Origin of the sequence: Paraburkholderia sp. BCC1886 (assembly GCF_900996245.1) — a bacterium.
Lineage (GTDB): Bacteria > Pseudomonadota > Gammaproteobacteria > Burkholderiales > Burkholderiaceae > Paraburkholderia.
Genome location: NZ_CAAJGK010000074.1, coordinates 119696 through 144508 on the forward strand (window position 1 = coordinate 119696; position 24813 = coordinate 144508).

14 protein-coding genes and 1 pseudogene are annotated in these 24813 nt (G+C 61.9%); 6 read left to right on the forward strand and 9 right to left on the reverse strand.

What is annotated here, in order from left to right; translation table 11 throughout:
- Nucleotides 1-14: 14 nt before the first annotated feature.
- The 7 genes and pseudogenes from FQ746_RS25130 to FQ746_RS25160 form a co-directional block, all read right to left on the reverse strand.
- The gene (locus tag FQ746_RS25130) at nt 15-878 is read right to left on the reverse strand and encodes an aspartate/glutamate racemase family protein (RefSeq protein ID WP_144112482.1); all 864 of its coding nucleotides are present in this window, start codon (nt 876-878) and stop codon (nt 15-17) included.
- Between the two features lie 32 nt (nt 879-910).
- A complete protein-coding gene (locus FQ746_RS25135; RefSeq protein ID WP_144112484.1) occupies nt 911-2395 on the reverse strand; it encodes an NCS1 family nucleobase:cation symporter-1 in 1485 nt (494 codons plus the stop codon).
- 456 nt (nt 2396-2851) lie between these two features.
- Nucleotides 2852-3592 carry a GntR family transcriptional regulator gene (locus FQ746_RS25140; protein ID WP_144112486.1) on the reverse strand — a complete coding sequence of 247 codons (741 nt, stop codon included), beginning with the start codon at nt 3590-3592 and terminating at the stop codon, nt 2852-2854.
- Between the two features lie 322 nt (nt 3593-3914).
- Nucleotides 3915-4841 carry a muramoyltetrapeptide carboxypeptidase gene (ldcA, locus tag FQ746_RS25145; protein WP_144112488.1) on the reverse strand — a complete coding sequence of 309 codons (927 nt, stop codon included), beginning with the start codon at nt 4839-4841 and terminating at the stop codon, nt 3915-3917.
- 18 nt (nt 4842-4859) lie between these two features.
- Nucleotides 4860-5423, reverse strand: a pseudogene (gene tadA, locus FQ746_RS25150) (tRNA adenosine(34) deaminase TadA); the annotation flags it as partial.
- A gap of 242 nt (nt 5424-5665) precedes the next feature.
- Nucleotides 5666-6067, reverse strand: coding sequence for a DnaJ family domain-containing protein (locus FQ746_RS25155; RefSeq protein ID WP_144112490.1), 402 nt, complete (start codon nt 6065-6067; stop codon nt 5666-5668).
- Nucleotides 6068-6537: 470 nt separating this feature from the next.
- On the reverse strand, nt 6538-7134 hold the full coding sequence (locus FQ746_RS25160) for a 2'-5' RNA ligase family protein (RefSeq protein WP_144112492.1): 597 nt from the start codon (nt 7132-7134) through the stop codon (nt 6538-6540).
- Between the two features lie 180 nt (nt 7135-7314).
- Between FQ746_RS25160 and FQ746_RS25165 the strand changes: the two genes are divergently transcribed.
- The 6 genes from FQ746_RS25165 (at nt 7315) to FQ746_RS25190 (ending at nt 19800) form a co-directional block, all read left to right on the forward strand.
- Nucleotides 7315-8526: a putative DNA modification/repair radical SAM protein gene (locus FQ746_RS25165; RefSeq protein WP_144112494.1), complete on the forward strand. Its 1212-nt coding sequence runs from the start codon at nt 7315-7317 to the stop codon at nt 8524-8526.
- 9 nt (nt 8527-8535) lie between these two features.
- Nucleotides 8536-10068 (forward strand): UdgX family uracil-DNA binding protein, encoded by a 1533-nt coding sequence (locus tag FQ746_RS25170; RefSeq protein ID WP_144112496.1) that lies wholly within the window; start codon nt 8536-8538, stop codon nt 10066-10068.
- A gap of 580 nt (nt 10069-10648) precedes the next feature.
- On the forward strand, nt 10649-11485 hold the full coding sequence (locus tag FQ746_RS25175) for an IclR family transcriptional regulator (protein ID WP_144112498.1): 837 nt from the start codon (nt 10649-10651) through the stop codon (nt 11483-11485).
- 431 nt (nt 11486-11916) lie between these two features.
- Nucleotides 11917-13338: an MdtA/MuxA family multidrug efflux RND transporter periplasmic adaptor subunit gene (locus FQ746_RS25180; RefSeq protein WP_144112500.1), complete on the forward strand. Its 1422-nt coding sequence runs from the start codon at nt 11917-11919 to the stop codon at nt 13336-13338.
- Nucleotides 13339-13356: 18 nt separating this feature from the next.
- Nucleotides 13357-16491, forward strand: coding sequence for an MdtB/MuxB family multidrug efflux RND transporter permease subunit (locus FQ746_RS25185; RefSeq protein ID WP_144112502.1), 3135 nt, complete (start codon nt 13357-13359; stop codon nt 16489-16491).
- A gap of 3 nt (nt 16492-16494) precedes the next feature.
- A complete protein-coding gene (locus tag FQ746_RS25190) occupies nt 16495-19800 on the forward strand; it encodes an efflux RND transporter permease subunit (protein WP_144112504.1) in 3306 nt (1101 codons plus the stop codon).
- Nucleotides 19801-20421: 621 nt separating this feature from the next.
- Here the strand turns inward: FQ746_RS25190 and FQ746_RS25195 are convergent.
- Both FQ746_RS25195 and FQ746_RS25200 read right to left on the reverse strand, forming a co-directional pair.
- Nucleotides 20422-22602 (reverse strand): hypothetical protein, encoded by a 2181-nt coding sequence (locus FQ746_RS25195; RefSeq protein ID WP_144112506.1) that lies wholly within the window; start codon nt 22600-22602, stop codon nt 20422-20424.
- 13 nt (nt 22603-22615) lie between these two features.
- Nucleotides 22616-24535, reverse strand: coding sequence for an STY4199 family HEPN domain-containing protein (locus FQ746_RS25200; protein ID WP_313955580.1), 1920 nt, complete (start codon nt 24533-24535; stop codon nt 22616-22618).
- Nucleotides 24536-24813: the final 278 nt, after the last annotated feature.

A 24813-nucleotide genomic window follows, 5' to 3' on the forward strand; every position in this document is an offset into this window, starting at 1 on the left:
GCAGATAATGCGTGTCAGAGCGAATGTATGTGCGGCGTGGCTCCGCTGGCGTTTACCCCGACGGCGGCGTCCGGGCTCGCGGCGGCGTCGGCCCCGGTGACGGGGCTTACCGCGCGTCGTGGCGGCAACGGGTTCACGTCCGCGCCGTTCGGACTGAAGCTTTCCAACGCGCCGTCGTAGCGCTTCGCCAGCGGCCTTGCGTAGTCGCCGCGCTTGGCCGTCGCGAGCCGCAGCGAGACCAGCGCTTCGGTCCATTTGAGCGCGGCCGTCACGCCTTCGATCACCGGTGCGCCCAGCGCGTCTTCGATCTCCGCGCACAACTCCGCCATGCCCGCACAACCGAGCACGATCGCGTCCGAGCCGTCCTCGGCCAGCGCGCGACGACACTCGTCGAGAATGATGCGGCGCGCCGCCGAGCCCGGTTTGTCGAGATCGAGCACCGCGACGTCGGTGGCTCGCACGTTGCGGCAGAACTGCTTCATGCCATAGCGCTCGGCGAGATGCCAGGCCATGCCGCAGGTGCGCGCCAGTGTCGTGACCACGGAGAAACCCGGCGCCAGCACGCTCGCCGCGTGCATCGCCGCTTCCGCGATGCCGATCACCGGCCCGCGCGCCAGCTCGCGCGCCGCGTATAGACCGGGATCGCCGAAACACGCGATCACGTAACCGTCGCAGCCGTCGCGCTCGCCGGCGATCACCTCGGCGAGCAAACCCGGCGTGGCCAGCGCTTCGTCGTAATAGCCTTCGATAGACGGCGGCCCCATGCCCGGATTGACCGCGATCACTTCGGTGCCGGGCGACGCCACCTCGCGCGCGCAGCGGCCCATCGCGTCGGTCATGCGTTGCGTCGTATTCGGATTGATCAGTTTGATGCGCATGGCAACTCCTTCTGTATTGCTCGAGTGCTGACTCAGCGTGCAAGCAGGCGATAGAACAGCGCGCCCAGGCCCGCACCGATAAACCACGAGAAATTGGCCATCCCGTCGAGCGACGGCACCATCACGCAGATCACCGCGATGATCGCCGCCGGCAACAGCGCGGCCACCGCGCGGTAATTGACGCCGTTGCGGTACCAGTACGAACCGGTCGGCGCCATCGTGTACAAGTCGTCGAGCACGATCTTCTGGCGTTTCACGAGGTAGTAGTCGACGATCAGCACGCCGTACAACGGTCCGATAAAGCTGCCCAGTACGTCGAGCGTGTAGTGAATGACGGCCGGGTTATTGAACAGATTCCACGGCGTGATGAAAATCGACGCGACCGCTGCGAGCATGCCGCCCGCGCGCCAGCTGATCAGACGCGGCGCGACGTTCGAAAAGTCGAAAGCCGGCGAGACGAAGTTCGCCACGATGTTGATGCCGATGGTCGCGATCGTGAAGGTCAGCGCGCCGAGTATCACCGCGGTCGGATAGTCGATGCGGCCCACGGTTTCGACCGGGTCGGTGATTAACTGGCCGAACACCGGCAGCGTGGCCGCGGTCGTCACCACCGTGACCAGCGAGAAAGCCAGGAAGTTGACCGGCAAGCCCCAGAAGTTACCGCGACGAACGCTCGCGAAGCTTTTGCCATAGCGGGAGAAATCGCCGAAATTGAGCATCGGCCCGGAGAAATACGACACCACCAGCGAGGTCGCGGTGATCATCACCGGGACCACTTCCATGCCGTGATATTTGACGCCGCCCAGATTGATGCCGATGTTGCGCCAGCCCGCGCGATACACCATGTAGCCCGCGAGGATGAACATCACCACGTACACGGCGGGGCCCGCAAAATCGATGAACTTCTTGATGGTTTCCATGCCGTGCCAGAACACCAGCGCCTGCAGCACCCACAGCAGCATGAAGCCGGCCCAGCCGAGCGTCGACAGGCCCATGAAGCCGTGATGATGAACATCCGCGTAAGGCAGGAGTTGCGGCACGAACTTGAGCACCACGATAACCAGCGCGCTGGATGCGAGATAGGTCTGGATGCCGTACCACGCGACTGCGATCAGGCCGCGAATTACCGCGGGAAGATTGGCGCCCAGCACGCCGAACGTCGCGCGGCACGCGACCGGATAGGGCACGCCGTGGGTCTGGCTAGGCTTCGCGATCAGATTGCACAACCCGTTGACGATGCCGATACCGACCAGCAGCGCGACCAGCACTTGCCAGCTCGTCAGACCGAGCGCGAACAGACTGCCTGCGAACACGTAGCCGCCGACGCTGTGCACGTCCGACATCCAGAACGCGAAGATGTTGTAGGCGCCCCAGGTTTGATGGCGTAGCGGCGCCAGGTCCTCGTTGCAAAGGCGGTCGCTGTAACCGGCGGGTATCGACGGGTCGTTGGAGCCGCCGTCTTCGTTGCCGTAGGGCGGAATCGTCGAGCTACCGGGCGCTGCACTGAACTGAGCCATGAATCCTCCTTGAGATAGGAACCTTCGGTTGCTACCGAAGGACGTTGCATCGGCCAGGTCGGTCGGCCTCGCATCGCCGCGTGGTCCGCCGATTCAGCCGTGCCGCAGATGTCTCCGTACTGGGTTGACTGCCAGTCTGTATTGGCAGTCGAACGTACTGCCCGTTGCTGCGGATTCCGGGCGATGGGTGCTTCGTAGGTGGCGCTGTTACAGGGGGCTTTATTGCTTTATTGCTTTCTTGCTTTATTGCTTTATTGCTTTCTTGCAAACGTGCGGACGTGCGGACGTGCGTCAGCCGGCTGCGCTTAGGTCGAGTCGCGCTGCCAGGCTTTGTTCTTCGGGTTGATTCAGCTCAGCTTCAATTGCCGCTTAAGTTGCACTTTCAGTTTCGGTGCAGGTTCGGTATGGCCAGACAACGGTTTCGACACGCGGACCGGCCGCTTGCATCGGATTGCGTCAGCCTGCTGCGGACTTCTTTTTGCGGACTGCCGGTGGCGCGGCGTTGAGCGCGCCGAACACTTCATGCAGATCCGCTGCCCCGCGCACCGGGCGCTCCAGCATCTTCAACTCGACGCTTTGCAAATGGCGCGACATGAGTGCCGCGGCCTCTTTGGCGTCGCCGGCGTCGAGCGCGGCGAGAATCGCTTCGTGATCTTCAAACGAACAAGGGCTGCGTCCCAGCGATTCGTACAACGCGGATATCAGCGTGGAGCGCGCGACCAGTCCGCCCAGACAGTCGCATAGCACCGTGTTGCCGGTGAGACCGGCCAGTTCGGTGTGGAACTCACCCGATAGGCGAATCCACGCCGGAAAATCGCGCGATTCGAACGCTTTGCGTTCGCGGCCGATCATGCTGCCGATGGATTTCAAGCGTCGCATGCCGTGTCCGCTGCAGATTTTTTCGACGACGGCCAACTCGATGATGCGGCGCATTTCGAACACTTCGTGGACTTCCTGCAACGACGGGCTCGCGACGAACGCGCCGCGATTCGGCTCGAGGTCGACGAGGCGGTCAGTCGCCAGTTGCGCGAGTGCCTGGCGGATCGGCCCCCGCTTGACACCGAACACTTCGCAAAGCTGCGCCTCGGTCAGTTTCGCGCCCGGCGCGAGTCGATGCTCGAGGATCGCAGCGCGGATGCGCTCGGCGATCGCTTCGGGTTTCGAACTGATATCGGTGACGAAATGGGCGTCGGTCATGATGTGCGCTTTGATATGTCGGCAATCTTAAAATGGACATAAAGATTGTCAACAATTTATTGGGTGGGTTTGGAGATATGAGGCCGTTGGAAGGCGCAGAGGGATGGTGGATGTGGGTTTCAGGCGCTGCCAGGCATTACCCTAGGCCAAGATGTAAATCACGCACCTCGCTTTTTGTCAGCATATTTTGTCAACAATCGTAAGTGGCGTGAATCGGCCTGAGGGTTTGCCAACGCCGTTGAAAACCGGCGGTTAGTTGCGTTTTTGAATGTAGAAATAGCGGACGAGGGTCCGCTTCTCTCTCTGTCGGTTTTTCTATCGGTCAGCGCAGATAGGGATAGTTCGACAAAGCGAGCGTGAATCCATTTGCATCGGCAACCAGGCGCGCGTCCGCGCCGACCGGCAGCGTGAGCTTGTCGGCGATATGGCCGAACTGCAGCCCCGTAATCACCGGAATCCCGGCTACCGCCCTCACCTGCTCGACGACGGCACGCACGTCGAAACCGTTGTCGTAATCGTAGGATTTGCCGCCCGACAGATCGCCGATCACCAGCGCCTGTTGCTGCGCGAGAATGCCCGACAAATGCAACTGATAAAGCATCCGCTCGATACGAAAGGGTTGTTCGTTGATATCTTCGATGAACAGGATGCCGCCCTGAACCGGCGGCATATAGGGTGTGCCGATCAGCCCCGTTAGGACCGCGAGGTTACCGCCCCATAACATGCCGGAGACGTCGACCGTGTGCGCCTGCGGCGTCTTGCTCGTAATCGTGATGCTCGGGTTGGTCAGCGTGGACCAGAAGTGCCGCATCGTGAATTCGCTGATCGGATCGGCGCCGAAGTCGCTCATCAGCATGGGGCCGGCAAAAGTTTTCACGGCCGCCCGTGCAAGCAAGGCCAGTTGGACCGCGGTGAAGTCGCTGTGCCCGACCAGCGCGACCGGATTGTCGGCCAGACGCCGCTGCAAACCCTCGTAGTCGAGCCCATGCAGAATGCGCCCTGCCCCATAGCCGCCGCGCACGGCCAGTACGATATCCGGCAATTCGCGCGAGGAATCGGCGAGACGGTTCAGATCGGCGGCACGCTCGCCGTCCGTTCCGGCAAAGCGCTGATACCGACGCTTTGCGGATTCCGCACCCTCGACGCGATGCCCGTGCGTATGCAGACGATGCAGCGCCCGCTGCAGAATTTCCGGATCATGCGGATAGCCGGACGGCGCAATCAGTTCGATGGTGCGGGGGACGATCATGGGCGAGTCTTCGGTTCGTTATGTTGGGTCGGAGTGGGACTGGACGATCGCGTCGGGGTGTGGCTCTGCTTCGGGGTGTGGCTGTGCTTCGGCCTTCGCCGCCGCTCGGGCTTCGCGGCTTGCGCGCCGCCGTTCGGCAAAGAACGATTTGAGCGCGGCTGCGCATTCGTCTTCGCGGACACCGCCCATCACAGTGGTGTGATGATTCAGTTGCGGATTGGCGAACGCATCGACGACGCTGCCGCACGCTCCGGTCTTCGGATCGCGCGCGCCGAACACGACCCGCGCAATGCGCGCGTGCATGATGGCGCCGGCACACATCAGACAAGGTTCCAGCGTCACGTACAACTCGCAGCCGGGCAACCGGTAGTTCGCGACGATTTGCGCCGCGTGGCGCAACGCGACCATTTCGGCGTGTGCGGACGGGTCGTGACCACCGATCGGGTGGTTAAAGCCTCTGGCGATCACCTCGTCGCCCCGCACGAGCACCGCCCCAACCGGCACCTCGCCGGCGGCGCGAGCTTCTTCAGCCGCCGCCTGGGCCAAGGCCATGAATCGGAGATCGCGCTCGGAAGCGGGCGCTACCGTCGACGATGCGCCGGAAGGGAGCGCCGTATTGTCAGCGCAGACACGGGTATCGCAATCGGTCGACGGGGCAACTGTGACCCTGTCCGTCCCGGCATTCCCGATGGACCCGCTTACTTCTATGTGTTCGGGGCTGGCGGTCCCGGTGGTTGAATTGCAAGGCGCGAAGGAGTCCGGCTCGTGCGCAGCAAAGCGCAACTCCGGCGGCAGGGGGGCGTCAGCGCACGACTCCGGCTCGCTCACTGCGACTCCCTCTCAGCCGACGGAACATTAGCAGCGCGCTCGGAAAGGCGCTCGGCAATGCGCCGGCAGTATTCTCGCGGCAACACCAGCGGTCCGCCGCGTAGCGATTCGAGCGCCATGTCGAGCGCCAGCATCCGGGCGTGGATGCGACAACGGGCGGCTCGATGAGTGACCGCATTGAGTTCCGCCTGCAGACCACCGAGCGCGCGCAACTGCTCGGTCGCCGGCGGTGCGAACCCCGCAGTTGTCAGGATGCGGTTAGCGACTCGCACTTCTTCGGGCACCAGCGCATCCTCACCCGCGGCAAGCGGTGCCCGTGCGGCCGGGCTATCGACGAACTCACCGCGCGCGGCCGCGGCGGCAATACGTTGTTCGACTAACGCGTCAAGCAATTTCATCTGCAGTCCACTACGTTGCGGCCTGGGCATTCTATCAGGGCGCGCACGACGTTTCCGCGAGTTGAGCCGACGAAAATTCCCGCACTTTGCGATTTTGCGCAGCCGCGGACGGCATCGCATGCACTACGCTGACGATTCGTGGCCATGTGCGAGTGAAGGCTCCGCGCTGCTGCTCGTTATTTCTAGGTCCCGCTACAAAAACACGCCGAGCGACGCCTCCTCCGCACCGCCTGCGCGCTCATGAAGAAACGACCGTTATGCACACTCCAAAAACCAGTTCGCCAATGCCCTCCATCCGGCGCTACGTCTGCCTGATACTGACCGCCGTGGCGATCACGTTTGCTTTGTCCGGATGCGGCGTATTCTGCGGCGGCGCGGGAGGAAGCGGCGGAGGGTTCGCGGGCGGATGCGCGACCGGCGTACGTTTCTAGCGCGTACCAGCCTGTATCTAGTCCATTTGCAGCCTTTTTCTAGCCCGCCAGAGACCACTTGGCCAGCACGACATGCCGGGTGCGCCCCACCAGGCTATGCACCAGAGCGAATTCACGCACATTCCAGCAAGCGGGTTCGACAGCGATGGCCTCCGCCCAAGGCAAGCCATACGCCAGCGTGACGTGCGGCAGGAAGGGCTCGGCCGGCGACTCAGCCGAACCGGCAATTCCCGCATTTCGCAAAGCCTCTGCCAACACGTCCTGAAACTTGTAAAGCCCGGCAACGCCGTCACTGCCAGTCAACACCAATGGGCCCGGCCGGGGCCTGGACGCAAAACTACGCGCCATGTCGAACTGCACCGAAAACGGCTCCGTCCGGATGGACCCGGCAGCCTGTGAAGCCGCGTCGACCACGTCCTGCGGCAAACCTCCGGAAAATTTTCCGAGATGACCCAACGTGACATGCAAGCGGCTTGCAACCAGCGGCTTGCTTTTCGAGCGTGACTGCGTGCAGAACGCCTCACCGAGTTTCGCCATGGCTGCCGCCGTACGCGAGTCCGGGAAAACGGCGAAAAACAGACCGTCGGTTAGCTTGGGGGGCGCTTCGAGCCCAGGCAACCAGAGTTGCTCAGGCATGGTGCTCCTGGAAAATTAACGCCCGCATATAGGTGAACCTCCATTCATGACGCGAGCCAGCGCCCGCGGAAACTGTCTACAACCCGACCTGCCGACTAAACCGTTACGCCTCCAGAAACCACTTGCACTCCCGTCCGCCCCACGTACAATACTGTACATCCATACAGTATTGGTGGCAACGTGGAACTGCTTAAAAAACTGGAAGTATTGGCCGACGCCGCCAAGTACGACGCGTCCTGCGCAAGTAGCGCCGCACCCAAACGTGCATCACGCGGCGGGCCCGGGCTGGGCGCCAGCACGGGCGCCGGAATTTGCCACAGCTTTACACCAGACGGCCGTTGCGTCTCCCTGCTGAAAATCCTGCTCACCAATTTCTGTCTGTACGACTGCCAGTACTGCGTCAATCGGCGCACGAGCAACGTGCCCCGCGCGCGCTTCACGCCCGAGGAAGTGGTCGATCTCACGCTGGACTTCTACCGGCGCAATTACATCGACGGGCTGTTTCTCAGCTCCGGCATCATCCAGTCCTCCAACTACACCATGGAGCAACTCGTCCGGGTCGCACAGTCGCTGCGCGAAGACCACCAGTTCCGCGGCTACGTGCATCTGAAAACCATTCCCGATGCCGATCCTCAACTCATCGCTCAGGCGGGCCGCTACGCCGACCGTCTCAGTGTGAACATCGAATTGCCGACCGACAGCAGCCTCGCCCGGCTCGCTCCGGAGAAGAACGTTCATACCATCAAGCTTGCCATGGGCTCCATCCGCCTCGCGCAAGAAGAAGCGCAAAGCGATACGCGGGCGCCCTCTTTCTCGCCCGCCGGTCAAAGCACGCAAATGATCGTCGGCGCCGACCAGACCGACGATCGCACGATTCTTCAAACGGCCGAAACGCTCTACGGCTCTTACCGGTTGAAGCGCGTCTACTACTCGGCTTTCAGTCCCATTCCCGATAGTCCTACCGGGCTGCCGGCTCAGGCGCCACCGCTCCTGCGCGAGCATCGGCTTTATCAGGCCGACTTCCTGCTGCGGGGCTATGGGTTCAACGTCGGCGAGCTCTTCGCGGAGCCGGGCAACCTTTCGCTCGACATCGATCCCAAGCTGGCTTGGGCATTGGCGCACCGCGAGCAGTTTCCGGTCGACCTGAACCGGGCGCCGCTGCGCATGATCGCCCGAGTACCCGGCATCGGCATGCGCAACGCTAAACGGCTGGTCGAATTGCGGCGTTCGCGGCGAGTTCGTTACGAAGATCTCGTGCGACTGCGCTGTCCGCTAGACAAGATCAAGCCGTTCGTCGTGACGCAGGACTATCGTGCGGCGGCGCACGACGCGTCGTCGGAGCAATTGCGCCGCGTGCTGGCGCCGCCACCCGTACAACTGGCTTTGTTATAACGGCACACCATGCGGCGCATCGTCATCGAAGACCATTTCGCTTCATGGCGCGCAGCTGCCCTGCGCGCATTAGGAGAGCGCCTCGCTCCCGAGGCAATCGAATGGCGGGCGGGAGACGTAGCTGACCTGCCGCAAGATCAGGCCGCACTGGATTACAGCGAGGACCACGGCCAGGACCACAACCAGGACCACGGCGAAGCACCCGGCAAGGAATCTACCGGAGGAGCAGCGAGCGCACCCGGCTCGCCGCCCACGACAACGCCACCGCCACCGCCACTCCACGTCTCGAAGGAATTTTCCGCCTTGCTGCACGACGCCGCGCTTTACCGGGACCCGCAGCGCTGGGCGTTTTTATACAAGGTGCTATGGCGTTGGCAACAAGGCGATCGTTCGGCTGCGTCGCCGGCCGATGTGGATGGCGCGCGTCTCTATCACATGGCCAAACGCGTGCGGCGAGCCAAGCACGACATGATCGCGTACGTGCGTTTCCGCAAACAGCAAGCCACCGCCAGCAGCACGCCCGAATACATCGCGTGGTACGAGCCCGAGCATGACGTGTTGCCTTGGGCAGCCGAGCATTTCGCGCAACGCATGGGCGCGGCATCCTGGCTGATCGCGACGCCCCACGGTGCGGCTTTCTGGGACGGCAGTCAGTTGCACGTAGATCGGCAACGCGCGGTGGAGGGCGAGCATCGCTGCGAGACCGACGACGAAGCCGAAGCGCTCTGGCTCACGTACTACCGCAGCACGTTCAACCCGGCGCGCCTGAATGAAACCGCACTGGAACAACACATGCCCGTGCGTTTCTGGAAAGGCCTGCCCGAAGGCCAACTGATCCCCGGCATGATCAGCGAGGCGAAGAGCGGCGCGCGTCGCATTGCGCAGGCGAGCAGCGTCGGCGAACTCGACGGCAAGGCGATTCCGGTGGAAGCCGAGTCGGCCCAGCCGCTGCGCGCCCTCCCGTCTTCGCTGGATGCCTGCCGGCGTTGCGACCTATGGCGTCAAGCGACGCAAGCCGTGCCCGGCGCCGGCCCCCCTCACGCTCGCGTGATGCTGCTCGGCGAGCAGCCCGGCGATCAGGAAGACCTGAACGGGAAACCATTCGTCGGACCGGCGGGGCAATTGCTGGACGTCGCTATGCAACGCGCCGGCCTCGTTCGGAAAGACCTCTATCTCACCAACGCAGTCAAGCACTTCAAATGGGAGCCGCGCGGCAAGCGCAGGCTACATAAAACGCCGGCTCAGCGTGAAGTCGAAGCCTGCGCGCACTGGCTCGATCAGGAATTGCAGACCATACAGCCGTCCGTCATCGTCGCACTCGGCGCAACGGCGCTCAGCGCACTGCTACAACGGAAAGTGGCGCTGCGCGACTACCTCGGCACCCCATTCCAGGCCGCAGGTCGTTGGGTCGTCGCGACCTATCATCCATCGTTCGCGTTGCGCCAGTCGGACGACGCGGCGCGCGAGAAAGTGCTCGATGAAATCAGCAAAGCGCTCACTCGCGCGCAAGAACTAGCAGGAGAGCAAGGCGTCGGCCAATAAAAGAACAACGGGAAAACCACGATCCACCGAGCAAACGATGACAAGCCAAGGCAAGGAAAAGAAAGACAAGCCAAGGCGCAAACGTTGCTACCAGCCAACGAGCCCGTCAGTTCGGTAAATTCTCACCGCACGAGCCACTGAAAAACCGCGAAAAAAAAGGCGTCACGTTGCCGTGACGCCTTAAAAAGTTCTAGCCATTCCGAGGGCCGTGCTAGAACCTGAGAGACGGTATTTCGAGAGTTTGGCCGGCGAAGCAGCATTGATAAGGTACGCTGCGTTGATTTTGACGACGGGCTGCGTGAAGACGCCTCATCTGACAGAGCGCGGACCATCTGGATTCGAGACTTGTTGCTGACTACCCCAGATCGTCTTTCGAAATGAGGTTCCATTTTTTATGCTTATGCTGACTAAGTCAAGCAAAATCTATTGGGCCAAACTGTCACAGCAAAATATTCCGATACAATGAATCTTCTAGTGAAAGAACGCGATGTGGCCCGGGGAAGGACCCCAAGCAGAGTCTGAGAGAGTTACTCAATACGCATATACAAGAAAAAACTGGAATAAAGTTTCATAAAACCACATGACCCGACCTACGTCCCCCCAAAGCGCCGCCGAGTCAGTCAAAGAAAAAGACGGCTCGACCGACGAAGTCACCGCCCTTGCGCGTGGCCTCACTGTTTTACGCTCCATTGCTGCGGCCGACGCGCCGCTCAGCAACCGCGAACTTACCGAACTCACCGGCATCCCCAAACCAACCGTTTCACGCATTACTGCCACGCTCGTTAGCGCAGGTTTTCTGTTCCGTTTGCCCGACAGCGAGCGCTTCGTACTGACCTCGTCGGTGTTGGAGTTGAGCAACGGCTTTCTGCGTAACTTCGACATCCGCTCACGCGCCCGTCCCTTCCTCATCGAACTGGCCGAGCGCACGGCGTTGTCCGTTCATCTCGCCGTCCGCGACCGGCTGGACATGGTGGTGATCGACGCGATCCGCCCGCGCTCGGCCGTACTCGTGTCCCGTCTGGAAATCGGCTCGCGTATGAACCTGACCCGCACGGCCATCGGCCGCGCGTATCTGGCGGCGCTGGCCGAGCCGGAACGCGAAAAGTTGCTCATCGGCCTGCAAGCCGCCGAAGGCGACGACTGGGGTCACGTCGGCAGCCATCTCGAGAGCGCCCTGCGCGACACCATGGAGCGCGGCTTCGCAATTGCCACGGGCGAGTGGTACGACGGCCTGAACGCGATTGCGCAGGGCTTCACCGGTCCCTCGGGCGAGCGCTATGCGGTCAACTGCGGCGGCTCGGCCGACCAGTGTCCTCGCGACTGGTTGATATCACGCGCCGCCCCGGCGCTCATCGAGTGCATCTCGCAGATCGTGCTCGAGATCGGCGGCACGCCAGGACGCCGCCTCGACACCTGAACCGCTTGCAAACTCTCCGTTCGATGTTCGTGACAATAAGAACAGCACATGGGGCGCCTGCTTCATACCCTGTAACCTTTGTAATCTGAAGAAAAATACGCCGGTGGACGGTTACAGGGCGCACGACGTAGGATCATGCATTCCCGCAGCGAGGCGCTTGCCCGGCGGGCCTTCGGCGCCCATCGGGCAAGCCGCGGCCCGCCTCCCGCACCGCCGCGCCGCGTTAAACCACGTTGAATCAGGTTGCACCGCGTTAAATCCTTAAGCACGCGTTAACCTCGTTGTCCCGCGCCTCGGGTAGCATCGCGCTCAACGCGCGGCACCCGCATTGTCGACACCGCCTGTTACGCCGCATGCGCGCGCATGCCTCTCTCCTGACCTGGGAGCGGCAGCGTGCGAGCGAATTACATCAAAGCCACCAGACCGAACCGATGGACGAACAACAAAAGCATTCGGAAACCTCTCGCCCTGCTCCCCAAACACCCCAGACGGCATCCGGGACCGCTGCGCCGGGGACGGTGAAACGGCACCGCGTCCGCAACACCGTGCTGATCGTCATCGTGCTGGCGATCCTCGGCTTCGTGCTGTGGCGCTGGCATAACGCAGGAGGTCCGAATGGCGCTCCGGGCGCGGGCGGGGCAGCCGGAGCCAGCGGCGCCGGTGGTGCCAGCGGCGGCCACGGCGGCGGCGGTCGCGGTGGGCGTGGCGGTATGGGCAACATGCCGCAACCGGTTCACGTGGCCACCGTCACACAAGGCGAGATGCCCGTCGTGCTGACCGCACTCGGCACGGTCACTCCGCTCGCCAGTGTCACCGTATTACCGCAACTGAGCGGCGTGCTGCAGGACGTGTATTTCAAGGAAGGGCAAATGGTCAGGAAGGGCGACGTGCTCGCCCAGATCGACCCTCGCCCCTATCAGATCTCGCTCGACAACGCCCAGGGCACGCTCGCTCGCGACCAGGCGCTGCTGCAAACCGCCCGGCTCGACCTGAAGCGTTATCAGACGCTGCTGTCGCAGGACTCCATCGCGAGTCAGCAGGTCGACACGCAAGCCTCGCTCGTCCGCCAATACGAAGGCACGGTGAAGTCCGATCAGGCCAATGTCGACACCTACAAGCTCGACCTCGTCTACGCGCGCATCACCGCGCCGGTGTCAGGCCGGGTCGGTCTGCGCCAGGTCGATCCCGGTAATTACGTCACACCGGGCCTGTCCACCGGCATCGTCGTAATTACGCAGTTGCAGCCGATCAGCGTGATTTTCACCACCTCCGAAGACAACCTGCAGCAGGTCCTGCAACAGACGCAAACCGGCGCGACGCTATCGGTCACCGCGTACGACCGCAGCAATACCAACTCGCTCGAAGGCGGCTCGCTCGAAACGCTGGACAACCAGATCGACACCACCACCGGCACGGTCAAGCTGCGCGCGATCTTCAGGAACGATAAAAATCTGCTGTTCCCGAATCAGTTCGTGAACACCCGCCTGCTCGTGAACACCATCAAGGACGCGGTGATCGTCCCGACCACCGCGGTGCTGAACGGCTCGATGGGCGCGTTCGTCTACGTCGCGAAACCGGATAACACGGTCACCGTGCGCACGGTGAAGGTCGGTCCCGTCGACGGCGAGCGCACCAGCATCGCGTCCGGCCTGCAAGTGGGCGAGCGCGTCGTGATCGACGGCTCGGACCGCCTGAAGGAAGGCGCGAAGATCACGATTCCGGCCGACAAACCGCGCGGTGCCTCGGGCGCGCATGGCGCATATGGCGCGAACGGTGCGAGTGGCGCCTCCGCGCCGTGGGCCGCTTCCGGCGCGCATCGGCATCGCAAACACGCTTCAGAAGCTTCGCAATAAAGGCACGGCACTTACCGCATGAATCCCTCCCGCGCTTTTATTCTGCGTCCCGTCGGCACCGCGCTGCTGATGGCGGCGATCATGCTGGTCGGTCTCGTCGCGCTGCGATTTTTGCCGCTGTCGGCCCTGCCCGAAGTCGACTATCCGACGATCCAGGTGCAAACCTTTTATCCGGGCGCAAGCCCGGACGTGATGACCTCGTCGGTCACCGCGCCGCTCGAACGGCAGTTCGGGCAGATGCCGTCGCTCAACCAGATGTCGTCGCAAAGCTCGGCCGGCTCGTCGATCATCACGCTGCAGTTCAGCCTCGACCTGCCGCTGGACATCGCCGAGCAGGAAGTTCAGGCCGCCATCAACGCGGCCGGCAACCTGCTGCCCTCCGACCTGCCCGCGCCGCCGATCTACGCGAAGGTCAACCCGGCCGACGCGCCGATCATCACGCTCGCGCTGAGTTCGAAAACCCTGCCGCTCACCCAGGTGCAGGATCTCGCCGACACGCGTCTCGCGCAGAAAATCTCGCAGGTCGCGGGCGTCGGCCTGGTGAGCCTGTCGGGCGGACAGCGGCCGGCCATCCGGATTCAGGCGAACCCGCGCGCGCTGGCGGCGTACGGTCTGAATCTCGACGACCTGCGCACCACCATCGCCAACCTCAACGTCAATACGCCGAAGGGCAACTTCGACGGTCCGACGCGCAATTACACGATCAACGCGAACGATCAGCTAACGGACGCGAACGCCTATAAAAGCGCCGTAGTCGCCTACAAGAACGGCCGCCCGGTCATGTTGACGGACGTCGCCACCATCGCCCAGGGCGCCGAGAACACCAAGCTCGGCGCGTGGGTCGACAACACGCCGGCCATCATCCTGAACGTGCAGCGCCAGCCGGGCGCGAACGTCATCCAGGTGGTGGACAGCATCAAGGCGCTGCTTCCGCAACTCCAGCAGTCGCTGCCCGCCGCGCTCGACGTGCGCATCGTCACCGACCGCACCACTACGATCCGCGCGTCCGTGCGCGACGTGCAGTTCGAACTCGCGATGTCGGTGGTGCTGGTGGTGCTGGTGATGTATCTGTTCCTCGCCAACGTCTACGCCACCATCATTCCGAGCCTGTCGGTGCCGCTCTCGCTGATCGGCACGCTCGCCGTGATGTACCTGTGCGGCTTCTCGCTCGACAACCTGTCGCTGATGGCGCTGACCATCGCGACCGGCTTCGTCGTCGACGACGCGATCGTGATGATCGAAAACATCGCGCGCTACGTCGAAGACGGCGAGTCGCCGCTAGAGGCCGCGCTAAAAGGCTCGAAGCAGATCGGCTTCACCATCATTTCGCTGACCGTCTCGCTCATCGCCGTGCTGATTCCGCTGCTGTTCATGGGCGACGTGGTCGGCCGGCTGTTCCACGAGTTTGCGATCACGCTGGCGGTGACCATCGTCATCTCGGCCGTCGTCTCGCTCACGCTGGTGCCGATGATGTGCGCGAAGCTGTTGCGTCACACGCCGCCGCACGAGAGTCACCGCTTCGAAGCGAAGGCGCACAAGTCGATCGACTGGGTGATTGCCCGCTATGCGGTCGCGCTCACGTGGGTGCTCGACCGGCAGCGCTCGACGCTCGTCGTCGCGCTGCTCACGCTGGTGCTGACGGGCGTGCTGTACGTGTTCATTCCCAAGGGCTTTTTCCCGGTCCAGGACACCGGCGTGATCCAGGCCATTACGCAGGCGCCGCAGTCGGTGTCGTATGCGTCGATGGCGCAACGTCAGCAGACGCTCGCCGAGCAGATCCTGAAGAACCCCGATGTCGAAAGCCTGACTTCGTTCATCGGCGTGGACGGCAGCAATATCACGTTGAACAGCGGGCGCATGCTGATCAACCTGAAGCCGCGCGACGATCGCAGCAGCACCGCGAGCGAGGTGATCCGCCAGTTGCAGCGCGACGTCGCGCATATTCCCGGCGTGTCGCTCTACATGCAACCCGTGCAGGATCTGACGATCGACTCCACGGTCAGCCCCACGCAGTACCAGTTCATGCTGACCGATCCGAACATCGGCGAGTTGACCACGTGGGTGCCGAAGCTGGTCGACCGCCTTAAGCAGGCGCCCGAACTGGCGGACGTGGCCACCGACCTGCAGGACAACGGCCAGTCGGTGTACATCGAAATCGACCGCGCCACCGCGTCGCGCTACGGCATCACGCCGGCCACCGTGGATAGCGCGCTGTACGACGCGTTCGGCCAGCGCATCATCTCGACCATCTTCACGCAGTCGAATCAATATCGCGTGATTCTGGAAGCGCAACCGGAGATGCAGCATTACACCGAATCGCTGAAGTCGATCTACCTGCCCTCTTCCACGTCCACCGGCGGACAGGTGCCGCTGTCGTCCATCGCGCGCTTCATCGAGAAACCCGCGCCGTTGCTCGTCACGCATCTGAGCCAGTTCCCGGCCACCACGGTGTCGTTCAACCTGGCGCCCGGCGCGTCGCTGGGCGCCGCCGTCAAGGCCATCGATCAGGCCGAGAAAGACATCGCGCTGCCCGCCTCGTTCCAGACCCGCTTCCAGGGTGCGGCGCTGGCGTTCCAGTCGTCGCTGTCGAACGAACTGTTCCTGATTCTCGCGGCCATCGTCACGATGTATATCGTGCTCGGCGTGCTGTACGAGAGCTTCATTCACCCCATCACGATTCTCTCCACGCTGCCGTCGGCCGGCGTCGGCGCGTTGCTCGCGCTGATGCTCACCGGACACGATCTCGACATCATCGGGATTATCGGCATCGTGCTGCTGATCGGTATCGTGAAGAAGAACGCGATCATGATGATCGACTTCGCGCTGTACGCCGAGCGCGAGGAAGGCAAGGCGCCGCGCGACGCGATCTATCAGGCCTGTCTATTGCGTTTCCGTCCTATTCTGATGACCACCCTCGCCGCCCTGCTTGGCGCATTGCCGCTGATGCTCGGCACCGGCGCGGGCTCGGAGTTGCGCCGGCCGCTCGGTATCGCGATTGCCGGCGGTCTGATCGTCAGCCAGTTGCTGACGCTGTTCACGACACCGGTCATCTATCTCGGCTTCGATGCGCTGGCGCGCCGCGCCCGCGCGCGCTTCCATCGCGGCGATGCGCCCCGCGGCACCACGCCGCCCGCCAGCGATGCGGGGAACTGAGCGATGAACCTGTCGCGTCCGTTTATCTCGCGCCCGGTCGCTACCACGCTGCTGGCGATCGGCATCGCGCTGGCCGGCATTTTCGCGTTCACGAAGTTGCCGGTCGCACCGTTGCCGCAGGTCGACTTCCCGACCATCTCGATTCAGGCCTCGTTACCGGGCGCGAGTCCGGACACGGTGGCGACCAGTGTCGCCAGTCCGCTCGAACGGCATCTCGGCTCGATTGCCGACGTGACCGAGATGACGTCGCAAAGCTCGGTCGGCGCGGCGCGCATTACGATGCAGTTCGGCCTGAACCGCGACATCGACGGCGCCGCGCGCGACGTGCAGGCAGCCATCAACGCGGCGCGCGCCGACCTGCCGGCGAGCTTGCGCAGCAACCCGACCTATCACAAGGTCAATCCGGCCGACGCGCCGATCCTGATTCTCGCGCTCACATCGAACACCCTGACCGCCGGCCAGTTGTACGATTCCGCGGCCACTGTTTTGCAGCAGTCGCTTTCGCAGGTGGACGGCGTCGGCGAAGTGGACGTGAACGGCTCGGCCAATCCGGCCGTGCGTGTCGAACTGGAACCGCAGTTGCTGTTCCACTACGGCATCGGTCTCGAAGACGTGCGCGCGGCGCTCGCTTCCGCGAACGCGAACAGCCCGAAAGGCTCGATTGAATTCGGCGCGAACCGCGTGCAGATCTACACGAACGATCAGGCCAGCAAGGCCGCGCAATATCGCGACCTGATCATCGCGTATCGCAACGGCTCGGCGGTCAAGCTCTCCGACGTGTCCGAGGTTGTGGACTCGGTGGAAGACCTGCGCAACCTCGGTCTCGTGAACGGCAAACGCTCGGTGCTGGTCATGCTGTATCGCCAGCCGGGCGCGAACATCATCGACACCATCGACCGCGTGAAGGCGATGCTTCCGCAGCTCCACGCGTCGCTGCCGGCCGATGTCGATATCACGCCGACCTCCGACCGCTCCACCACGATTCGTGCGTCGCTGAAGGACACCGAGCACACGCTGCTGATTTCGGTGGCGCTGGTGATCATGGTGGTGTTCCTGTTCCTGCGCAACTGGCGCGCGACGCTGATTCCCACGGTCGCCGTGCCGATCTCGATCATCGGCACGTTCGGCGCGATGTACATGCTGGGCTTCTCGATCGACAACCTGTCGCTGATGGCGCTAACCATCGCCACCGGCTTCGTCGTCGACGATGCGATCGTGGTGCTGGAGAACATCTCCCGGCACATCGAGAACGGCGTGCCGCGCATGAAGGCCGCTTTTCTCGGCGCGCGCGAAGTCGGCTTTACGGTGCTGTCCATCAGCATCTCGCTGGTCGCCGTGTTCCTGCCGATTCTGCTGATGGGCGGGATTGTCGGCCGGCTGTTCCGCGAGTTCGCACTGACCTTGTCGCTGGCGATTGCCGTGTCGCTGATCGTCTCGCTCACGCTGACGCCGATGATGTGTTCGCGCTTTTTACGCGAGCCGCAGGACCGCAAGGAGGAAGGACGGTTTGGCCGGTGGCTCGAACGCAACTTCATGGCGATGCAGCGCGGCTACGAGCGCACGCTGAACTGGTCGCTGCTGCATCCTCGGCTGATCGTGACGATTCTGGTTCTGACCATCGGGCTGAACGTCTGGCTTTATATCATCGTGCCGAAGGGCTTCTTTCCGCAGCAGGACACCGGGCGACTGGTCGGCGGCATTCAGGCCGACCAGAGCACCTCGTTCCAGGCGATGAAAGGCAAGTTCGCCGAGATGATGTCGATCGTCAGCAAGAATCCGGCGGTGGATAGCGTGGTCGGTTTCACGGGCGGACGGCAAACCAACTCCGGCTTCATGTTCGTGTCGCTGAAGTCGAAGAGCGAGCGCGGCGCGTCGGCCGACGAAGTGATCCAGCAACTGCGCGCGCCGCTCGGCGACGTGGCGGGCGCGCGGACTTTCCTGCAGTCGGTGCAGGACATCCGGGTTGGTGGACGGCAATCCAACGCGCAGTATCAGTTCACGTTGCTGGCGGATTCGACGCCCGACCTGTACCTGTGGGGGCCGAAGCTCACCGAGGCATTGCAGGCGCGTTCCGAACTCGCCGACGTGAATTCGGATCAACAGCAAGGCGGTCTGGAGGCGCTGGTGACGATCGATCGTTCGACGGCTTCGAGGCTCGGCATCAAGCCGGCGCAGATCGACAATACGCTGTACGACGCGTTTGGCCAGCGGCAGGTGTCGACCATCTACAACCCGCTGAATCAGTATCACGTCGTGATGGAAGTTGCGCCGAAGTACTGGCAGAGCCCGGACATGCTCAAGCAGATTTACGTGAGTACGTCGGGTGGCAGTGCGAGTGGTGCGCAGACGACGAATGCGCCGGCGGGCACGGTGACGTCGGCGGCGACTGCGAGCACGACGACTTCGTCTATGGCTGGCGGCACGGCGGGGACGACGGCATCGAGCGCGGCCAGCATTGCGGCCGATTCCGCGCGCAATCAGGCGATCAATTCGATTGCGGCGAGCGGCAAGTCGAGCGCTTCGTCGGGCGCGGCGGTGTCGACGTCGAAGGAAACGATGGTGCCGTTGTCGGCGATTGCCAGCTTCGGGCCGGGCAGTACGCCGTTGTCGGTGAATCATCAGAGCCAGTTCGTGGCGTCGACGATTTCGTTCAATCTACCGCCGGGGGTGTCGTTGTCGACCGCCACGCAGGCGATCTACGACACGATGGCCGAGATCGGAATGCCGGGGACCATCCACGGCAGTTTTCAGGGGACGGCGCAGGCGTTCCAGCAGTCGATGTCGGATCAGCCGATTCTGATTCTGGCGGCGTTGGCGGCGGTGTATATCGTGTTGGGGATGCTGTACGAGAGCTATATCCATCCTTTGACTATTTTGTCGACGTTGCCTTCGGCGGGGGTTGGGGCGTTGCTTGCGTTGCTGTTGTTCAGGACGGAGTTCAGCATTATTGCGTTGATCGGGGTGATTCTGCTGATTGGTATCGTCAAGAAGAACGCGATCATGATGGTGGATTTTGCGATTGAAGCCTCGCGGCATGGGTTGTCGTCGAGGGATGCGATTTTTCAGGCTTGTATGCTGCGGTTCCGGCCGATCATGATGACGACTTTTGCAGCGCTTTTGGGAGCGCTGCCGTTGGCGTTCGGGCGGGGGGAAGGGGCGGAATTGCGGGCGCCTTTAGGGATTGCTATTGTCGGCGGGTTGATTGTTAGTCAGATGCTCACTTTGTATACCACGCCCGTGGTTTATCTTTATATGGATCGGGTTCGGGTTAGGTGGGAGAAGAGGTTTCGGCGGGGGGCTGTAATATAGGTTTTTCGTTGCACTCGGCTTTTTTTTTCGTTGCACTGGCTGTTTTGGCCTTTCCTTGCATTGGTAGTGGTCTATTAGCGTTCCCCCTGTGCGGGGGGGCACCTACTTTTCTTTGCCGCCGCAAAGAAAAGTAGGCAAAAGAAAGCGGGCTCAAACCGCTAACTTTTAAGCGGCAACCGCGCGAGGTCTTTGGCAGTGGTGCATCTGGAATCCGTGTTCCCGCACATTCCGCCCCGGTGACAAGGCAGTCATTCTTCCGGCGGCGCTTCGCGCGCCCCCGGGTCGTTCTTGGAACCCTCGGTTTTTTTTGCCTTCCGTTGTTTACCCATCCGCGACGCACGCAGTGCGGAGTGGGAGCTGATGAGTGCTTTGTCACTAACGCAGAATGCGCGAGGGCACGGATTCCAGATGCACCACTACCAAGGAAACGCCGCGGTTCCCGCTTAAGAATTAGCGGTGTGAGCCGCTTTCTTTTGCCTACTTTTCTTTGCGGCGGCAAAGAAAAGTAGGTGCCCCCCCGCACAGGGGGAACGCTAATAGACCACTACCAAAACAAGGAAAGGCCAAAGGCCAAAAAAGCCAGTGCAACGAAAAAAAACCAAGTGTAACGACTAACCCCTTTTATTCACTCTCCCCCCGAATCCCAAACAGGTAATAAAGCAAAAACCCCATCACCGAAAACCCAGCCACGATCATCACCGTGACCAGTTCATAATGCGCACTCTGCTCAGCAATCCGCTGCAACGTCTCATGATCGGGCCGCGGCACCTCCCCAAATAACTTCAATTGCCATTCATAGGTGCTGGTGGTCAGCATCGCCTTCACCGGCTCCCAAACATGACTCGCCGCAATGCCAAGCCCGGCCGCCGATAAAAAGCCCCCATAAATCCGCTGACGTCGCTCAGTACGCGCAGCGATAACCTGACGCATCAACTCATCAACACGATCAATAAGCTGCAACAAATCCGCTCGCTGCTCAGAAAGTCCCCACATTCGCTGAAGCCTCTCCGCAAGCTGGTTGTGATCGTAATCAGCCTCAAGAAGCGTGGCATCACTCAAAGCGGCAAGCGCCGACGCCTTGGTTCGCACCATGTCCTCCGACCAGCGCGCAAGATCACGCTTCTGCACCGGGCGTCGTGCAGCATCATCACCAGTCTGTCGACCAGCTTCGCTCGTCTTGTCGTTCCGCTCGTCGGATGCATCCAGCAATTCCGCCGTCCACGCTGCGAGTTTGTCTGCATACTCATGCAGGAAACGATCATAAGCCGAGCTCGCCTCGGCCACGCGCGCCGCCAGTTTCAAAAAATGGTCGAGCGCTACCGTCTCGCCATCGCTGCTGTAAAACGTCACGCCCTGCCGATGGAAAACCGCCGTCACTCCGCCAAAATGCTCGACCTCGTAACGACCCGACTCAGGCAGCGAGAAAGGACTCTCGACCAATGTCTCCTGCATCGACTGTCTCGCGAGCCATGCATGGAAAGTCGGCGTCTCGAGGATCACCCGGTCCGGCTGCAACGGATCATCGCCCGTCGCGGCTTCCTGGCGGCGAAATCGCGCAATGCGCCGCACGTTGCCGGTTTTCGCCTGCGTGTCGTCGATCCGTTCGACCAGTTTCCGCACGGGTTCGACGAAAGCGATCTCCCAAAGCGCGGGAATCACGTCGGCCCGCCAGTCGAGTTTCGTGCCCGACTGATCGTGTGCCACCCACTTTGGCGCAGCAATGAGCGTATATCGCCCTCCGTCGTCATACCATGGCTGATTCGGCGCGCCCGGCAGCAGGCGCGCTGCATCATCCGGATCGACATAGCTCTCCAGCCAACGCGGCGCATCGTGCGGACGTGTCGCCCCCCAGCGCGCATTCTCCAGTTCTTCGAGTCGCTTCCACAACGTACCGAGATGCGCACCGGTCACGGGATCGACCGATATCACCATGTCGTTGCCAGTACCGCGCTCACCCGGCCGATGGACGGCAAGTAGTCCGAACCCGCGGTGCGTCCACGTGTTGACGGTGTCCGTGCGTGCCATCACCTTCAACACACCGCTCGCAAAACCCTCGGTCAGGAACAGCGCATCGAGTACGACGCGACGCTGCGTGCCGCCCAGATCGGCCAGCAACTGGCAACGACGGGCCCGCTTCAGCGCCAGTTCGTACATTTGCCGCTCATGGGCGAGCTGACCGACCGCGCGAGCGTAATCGCGACTGTTCAGCACCCCGATGCCGCCAAGCGGATCGGCGTGAGACGCGCACATCGTTTCCAGCAAGTTCAGACACGCCAGCATGCCTTGCGCGACAAAGCCGTTCGATACCGTCTCCGTCACCTCCTCCGGGACATAGGAATGTCCCAGCGCCGACAGCAGACACGCCGCGGACTGCTCCAGTCGCTCGCCATCCAGATAAGTGCCGCTCTCCCATGCACTGACATAGGAGAGCCATGCGTTCCGGTCCATGTCGTCGAGCGCCACTCCGTCGAGGCGCGCTCCGAACAGCAGCAACGCAAAACACGTGTCCAGCGAGAAATCTTCGACGACGATCTTACGGATCGCCGATGTGTCGGCCACCCGGGTTCGCCAGTATTCGATCAGGGCGTCGTCGGCGTGTCGGATGAAAGCGCTGACCGATGGATGGGCCGCGCTCGCGTAGCCTTTGTGATTCAGCGAAATGCCGCCACTCGTCGCGCCGGGATTCGGATTGCCGAGCCCGACGAGCACGCTGCCCGGTTCGCCGGCAACGGCGCTGCTGTTCAGTTCGAATACGAGGTCGGAGCGTTTCCACCAGCGTGCTGTGTGCTTCGTTGCAGTCATTGTTCTTGTCACGTTAGCTGATCGTCTTGAGCAGTTGTTGCCAGCCACGGACGTTCCAGTCGCTGATATCGATGTTGGGTTCGGTGTTCGCCTGTGTCGCACAGTATTTATCGACCAGTGGTGTCAGGCGGGCAATCGACAGCCCCCCACCGCCCAGCAACTGGATATTGACCTGCGCCAGCAATTCGTCGAATGCGCCGTACGTGCTGGACCCGGTGATGTTGAACCGGGACGCGCGGTCGACCAGCTCCCGTGCATTGTTAGCCAGCAGTTCCTGCCGGCACTGCGCCACGGGCTTGATCGCGGCCTTTTCGCGGTCGTACGCGTCCTGCTGGGAACGGTGGAACGTGCTCGCCTGATCGAATTGACGCTGCGCATACTGGACATCCTCCGGTGTGGCGCAGGTACCCTTGATGTAGCGCTGTTCGACATCGGTCAAGCTGTGCGGCTTCAGCTTGCGGCTGTCGTAGCTCGTGCCGGCCGGCAATGGCTCGGCATGAACCAGCGAGCCCAGTTCTATCTTGCAATCGCCGTCCACCCGATTGATCAGCTGCGTGTTCTGCAGCAGCACGTTCACGATATCGCTCGCGTTTTCGCTGCTGTTTTTGAGGAGGTCGTTGACGTAGAACACACGCCAGGTCATTCCGCCGCCCATGAAGAGCTTCACGGTGTCGACGTCGTCGCGCCTGATTGCGTCGCGCAGGTTCTGATCGGTCCACGACACGCCGCGGTTCTGCAGTTCCTTGCGCGGATCGGAACTCGTTTCCTGCTTCACATTCACCATCGTCTTCTGGATGTTGTCCACGCCAGACTTGATGACGACCGTGTTGACCAGCGTCCCCGAGGACAATCCAAGCGTCGCCACACCGATCGCACCGACGGCGACGATGCCACCCAGCACCCACACCGTCTTGCGCCGCAGCCACGTCGTGTCCTCGCGCACGCCCCGCACCTCGGCGCCGAGTTGACTGAGATCGGATTTGAACGAATCGATATCGTCGCCGAACCGTTTCAGCTGAGCTTCCGTGCGCCCGAAATATTGCTGCAGTTGATCCGCGTTCGCATCGAAGAACGCATCCGGATTCACGCGGGTGTGTCCCCGGTCGAACGCCTTTTGCAACGGTTCGACGATCTCCGTGTAGTAACGATCGAGGAGCGCGACCTGCACCGGCGTGACCCGCTTGTGATGCGCGACCCGATTGCGGATGCTACGGACATCGCTCAGAAACGCTTCGAGCGTCGCCCGCTTTTCGTCGAGAAACTGGAGGAACGGTGTGTCGGAAAACAGTTTGCCGTAGTTCTGCGGATACTCTTTTACATTGACGAACATCGAGACGAGTTCGCCGAACATCGAACCCGACAGCAGATCGCCTTTGTCACCGGCCTTCGCCCACTTCTCCACGGCCGCCTTGTTCAGCGCAGCAAAATGCTCACGGAGCCGGTCCTGACTGCCATATGCCTCGGTGATGAGGCTGCGGATTACCAGTTCGAGCGCACGCACCTGCTGCTGGGTACGCGTACTTGCCACGCCCTCTTCTGGAGACGACTCAGGCAAGGCCGTATCGAAGGTGAGTGGCGGATTAGCTTCTTTTACCGTGTTAAGCGCATCGATTAATCGAAGTGCCGCGATCATTGCGTTTCCGGTATTACCATCGGACGCGGGAACGCCTTCCCACATCTGCGCACGCCGGATAGCGGTGAGCAACGCCTGGATTTGTTCCTCGTTGAGGTTCAAGCGCTTTGCCGTTAAGGCGGTACCGCCCAGCGCATTTCTCTGACGGTCGAATGCCGTGAAATATTGCGCAAATGTCAAATCACGGGACAGCGTTTTCGCCCCCATGAATTCAATGACACTCGCTACCCCATTGCGGCAAATGGTCCAATACGCATTGACTGCGTCCACTTTCCCCGATTCCACACCCTGCGCCGACATGCTTTGCCTTTTCTCGTTTGATTGTGCTGACGGTCGAAACTGTTTTTGCTTTCGAACTGCATTATCGGCACGAATGAGGATTTTTCAAGGGTGGGAATTTATTAGCGGTTTGGTGGTGGAATTTGTAAGGCGGGCTGAGTCAATAATGGGTTAGCGTTAGCGCTTGTGGAAGTGGGAAAGTGAAAGACGTGGAACGGCGAGGACTTCAAGGGCAGCCGCTACCGTCAAGGGGGTTTGACGGTAGCGGTGTTGATTTCAATTTAATCGGGGGGAGTTTG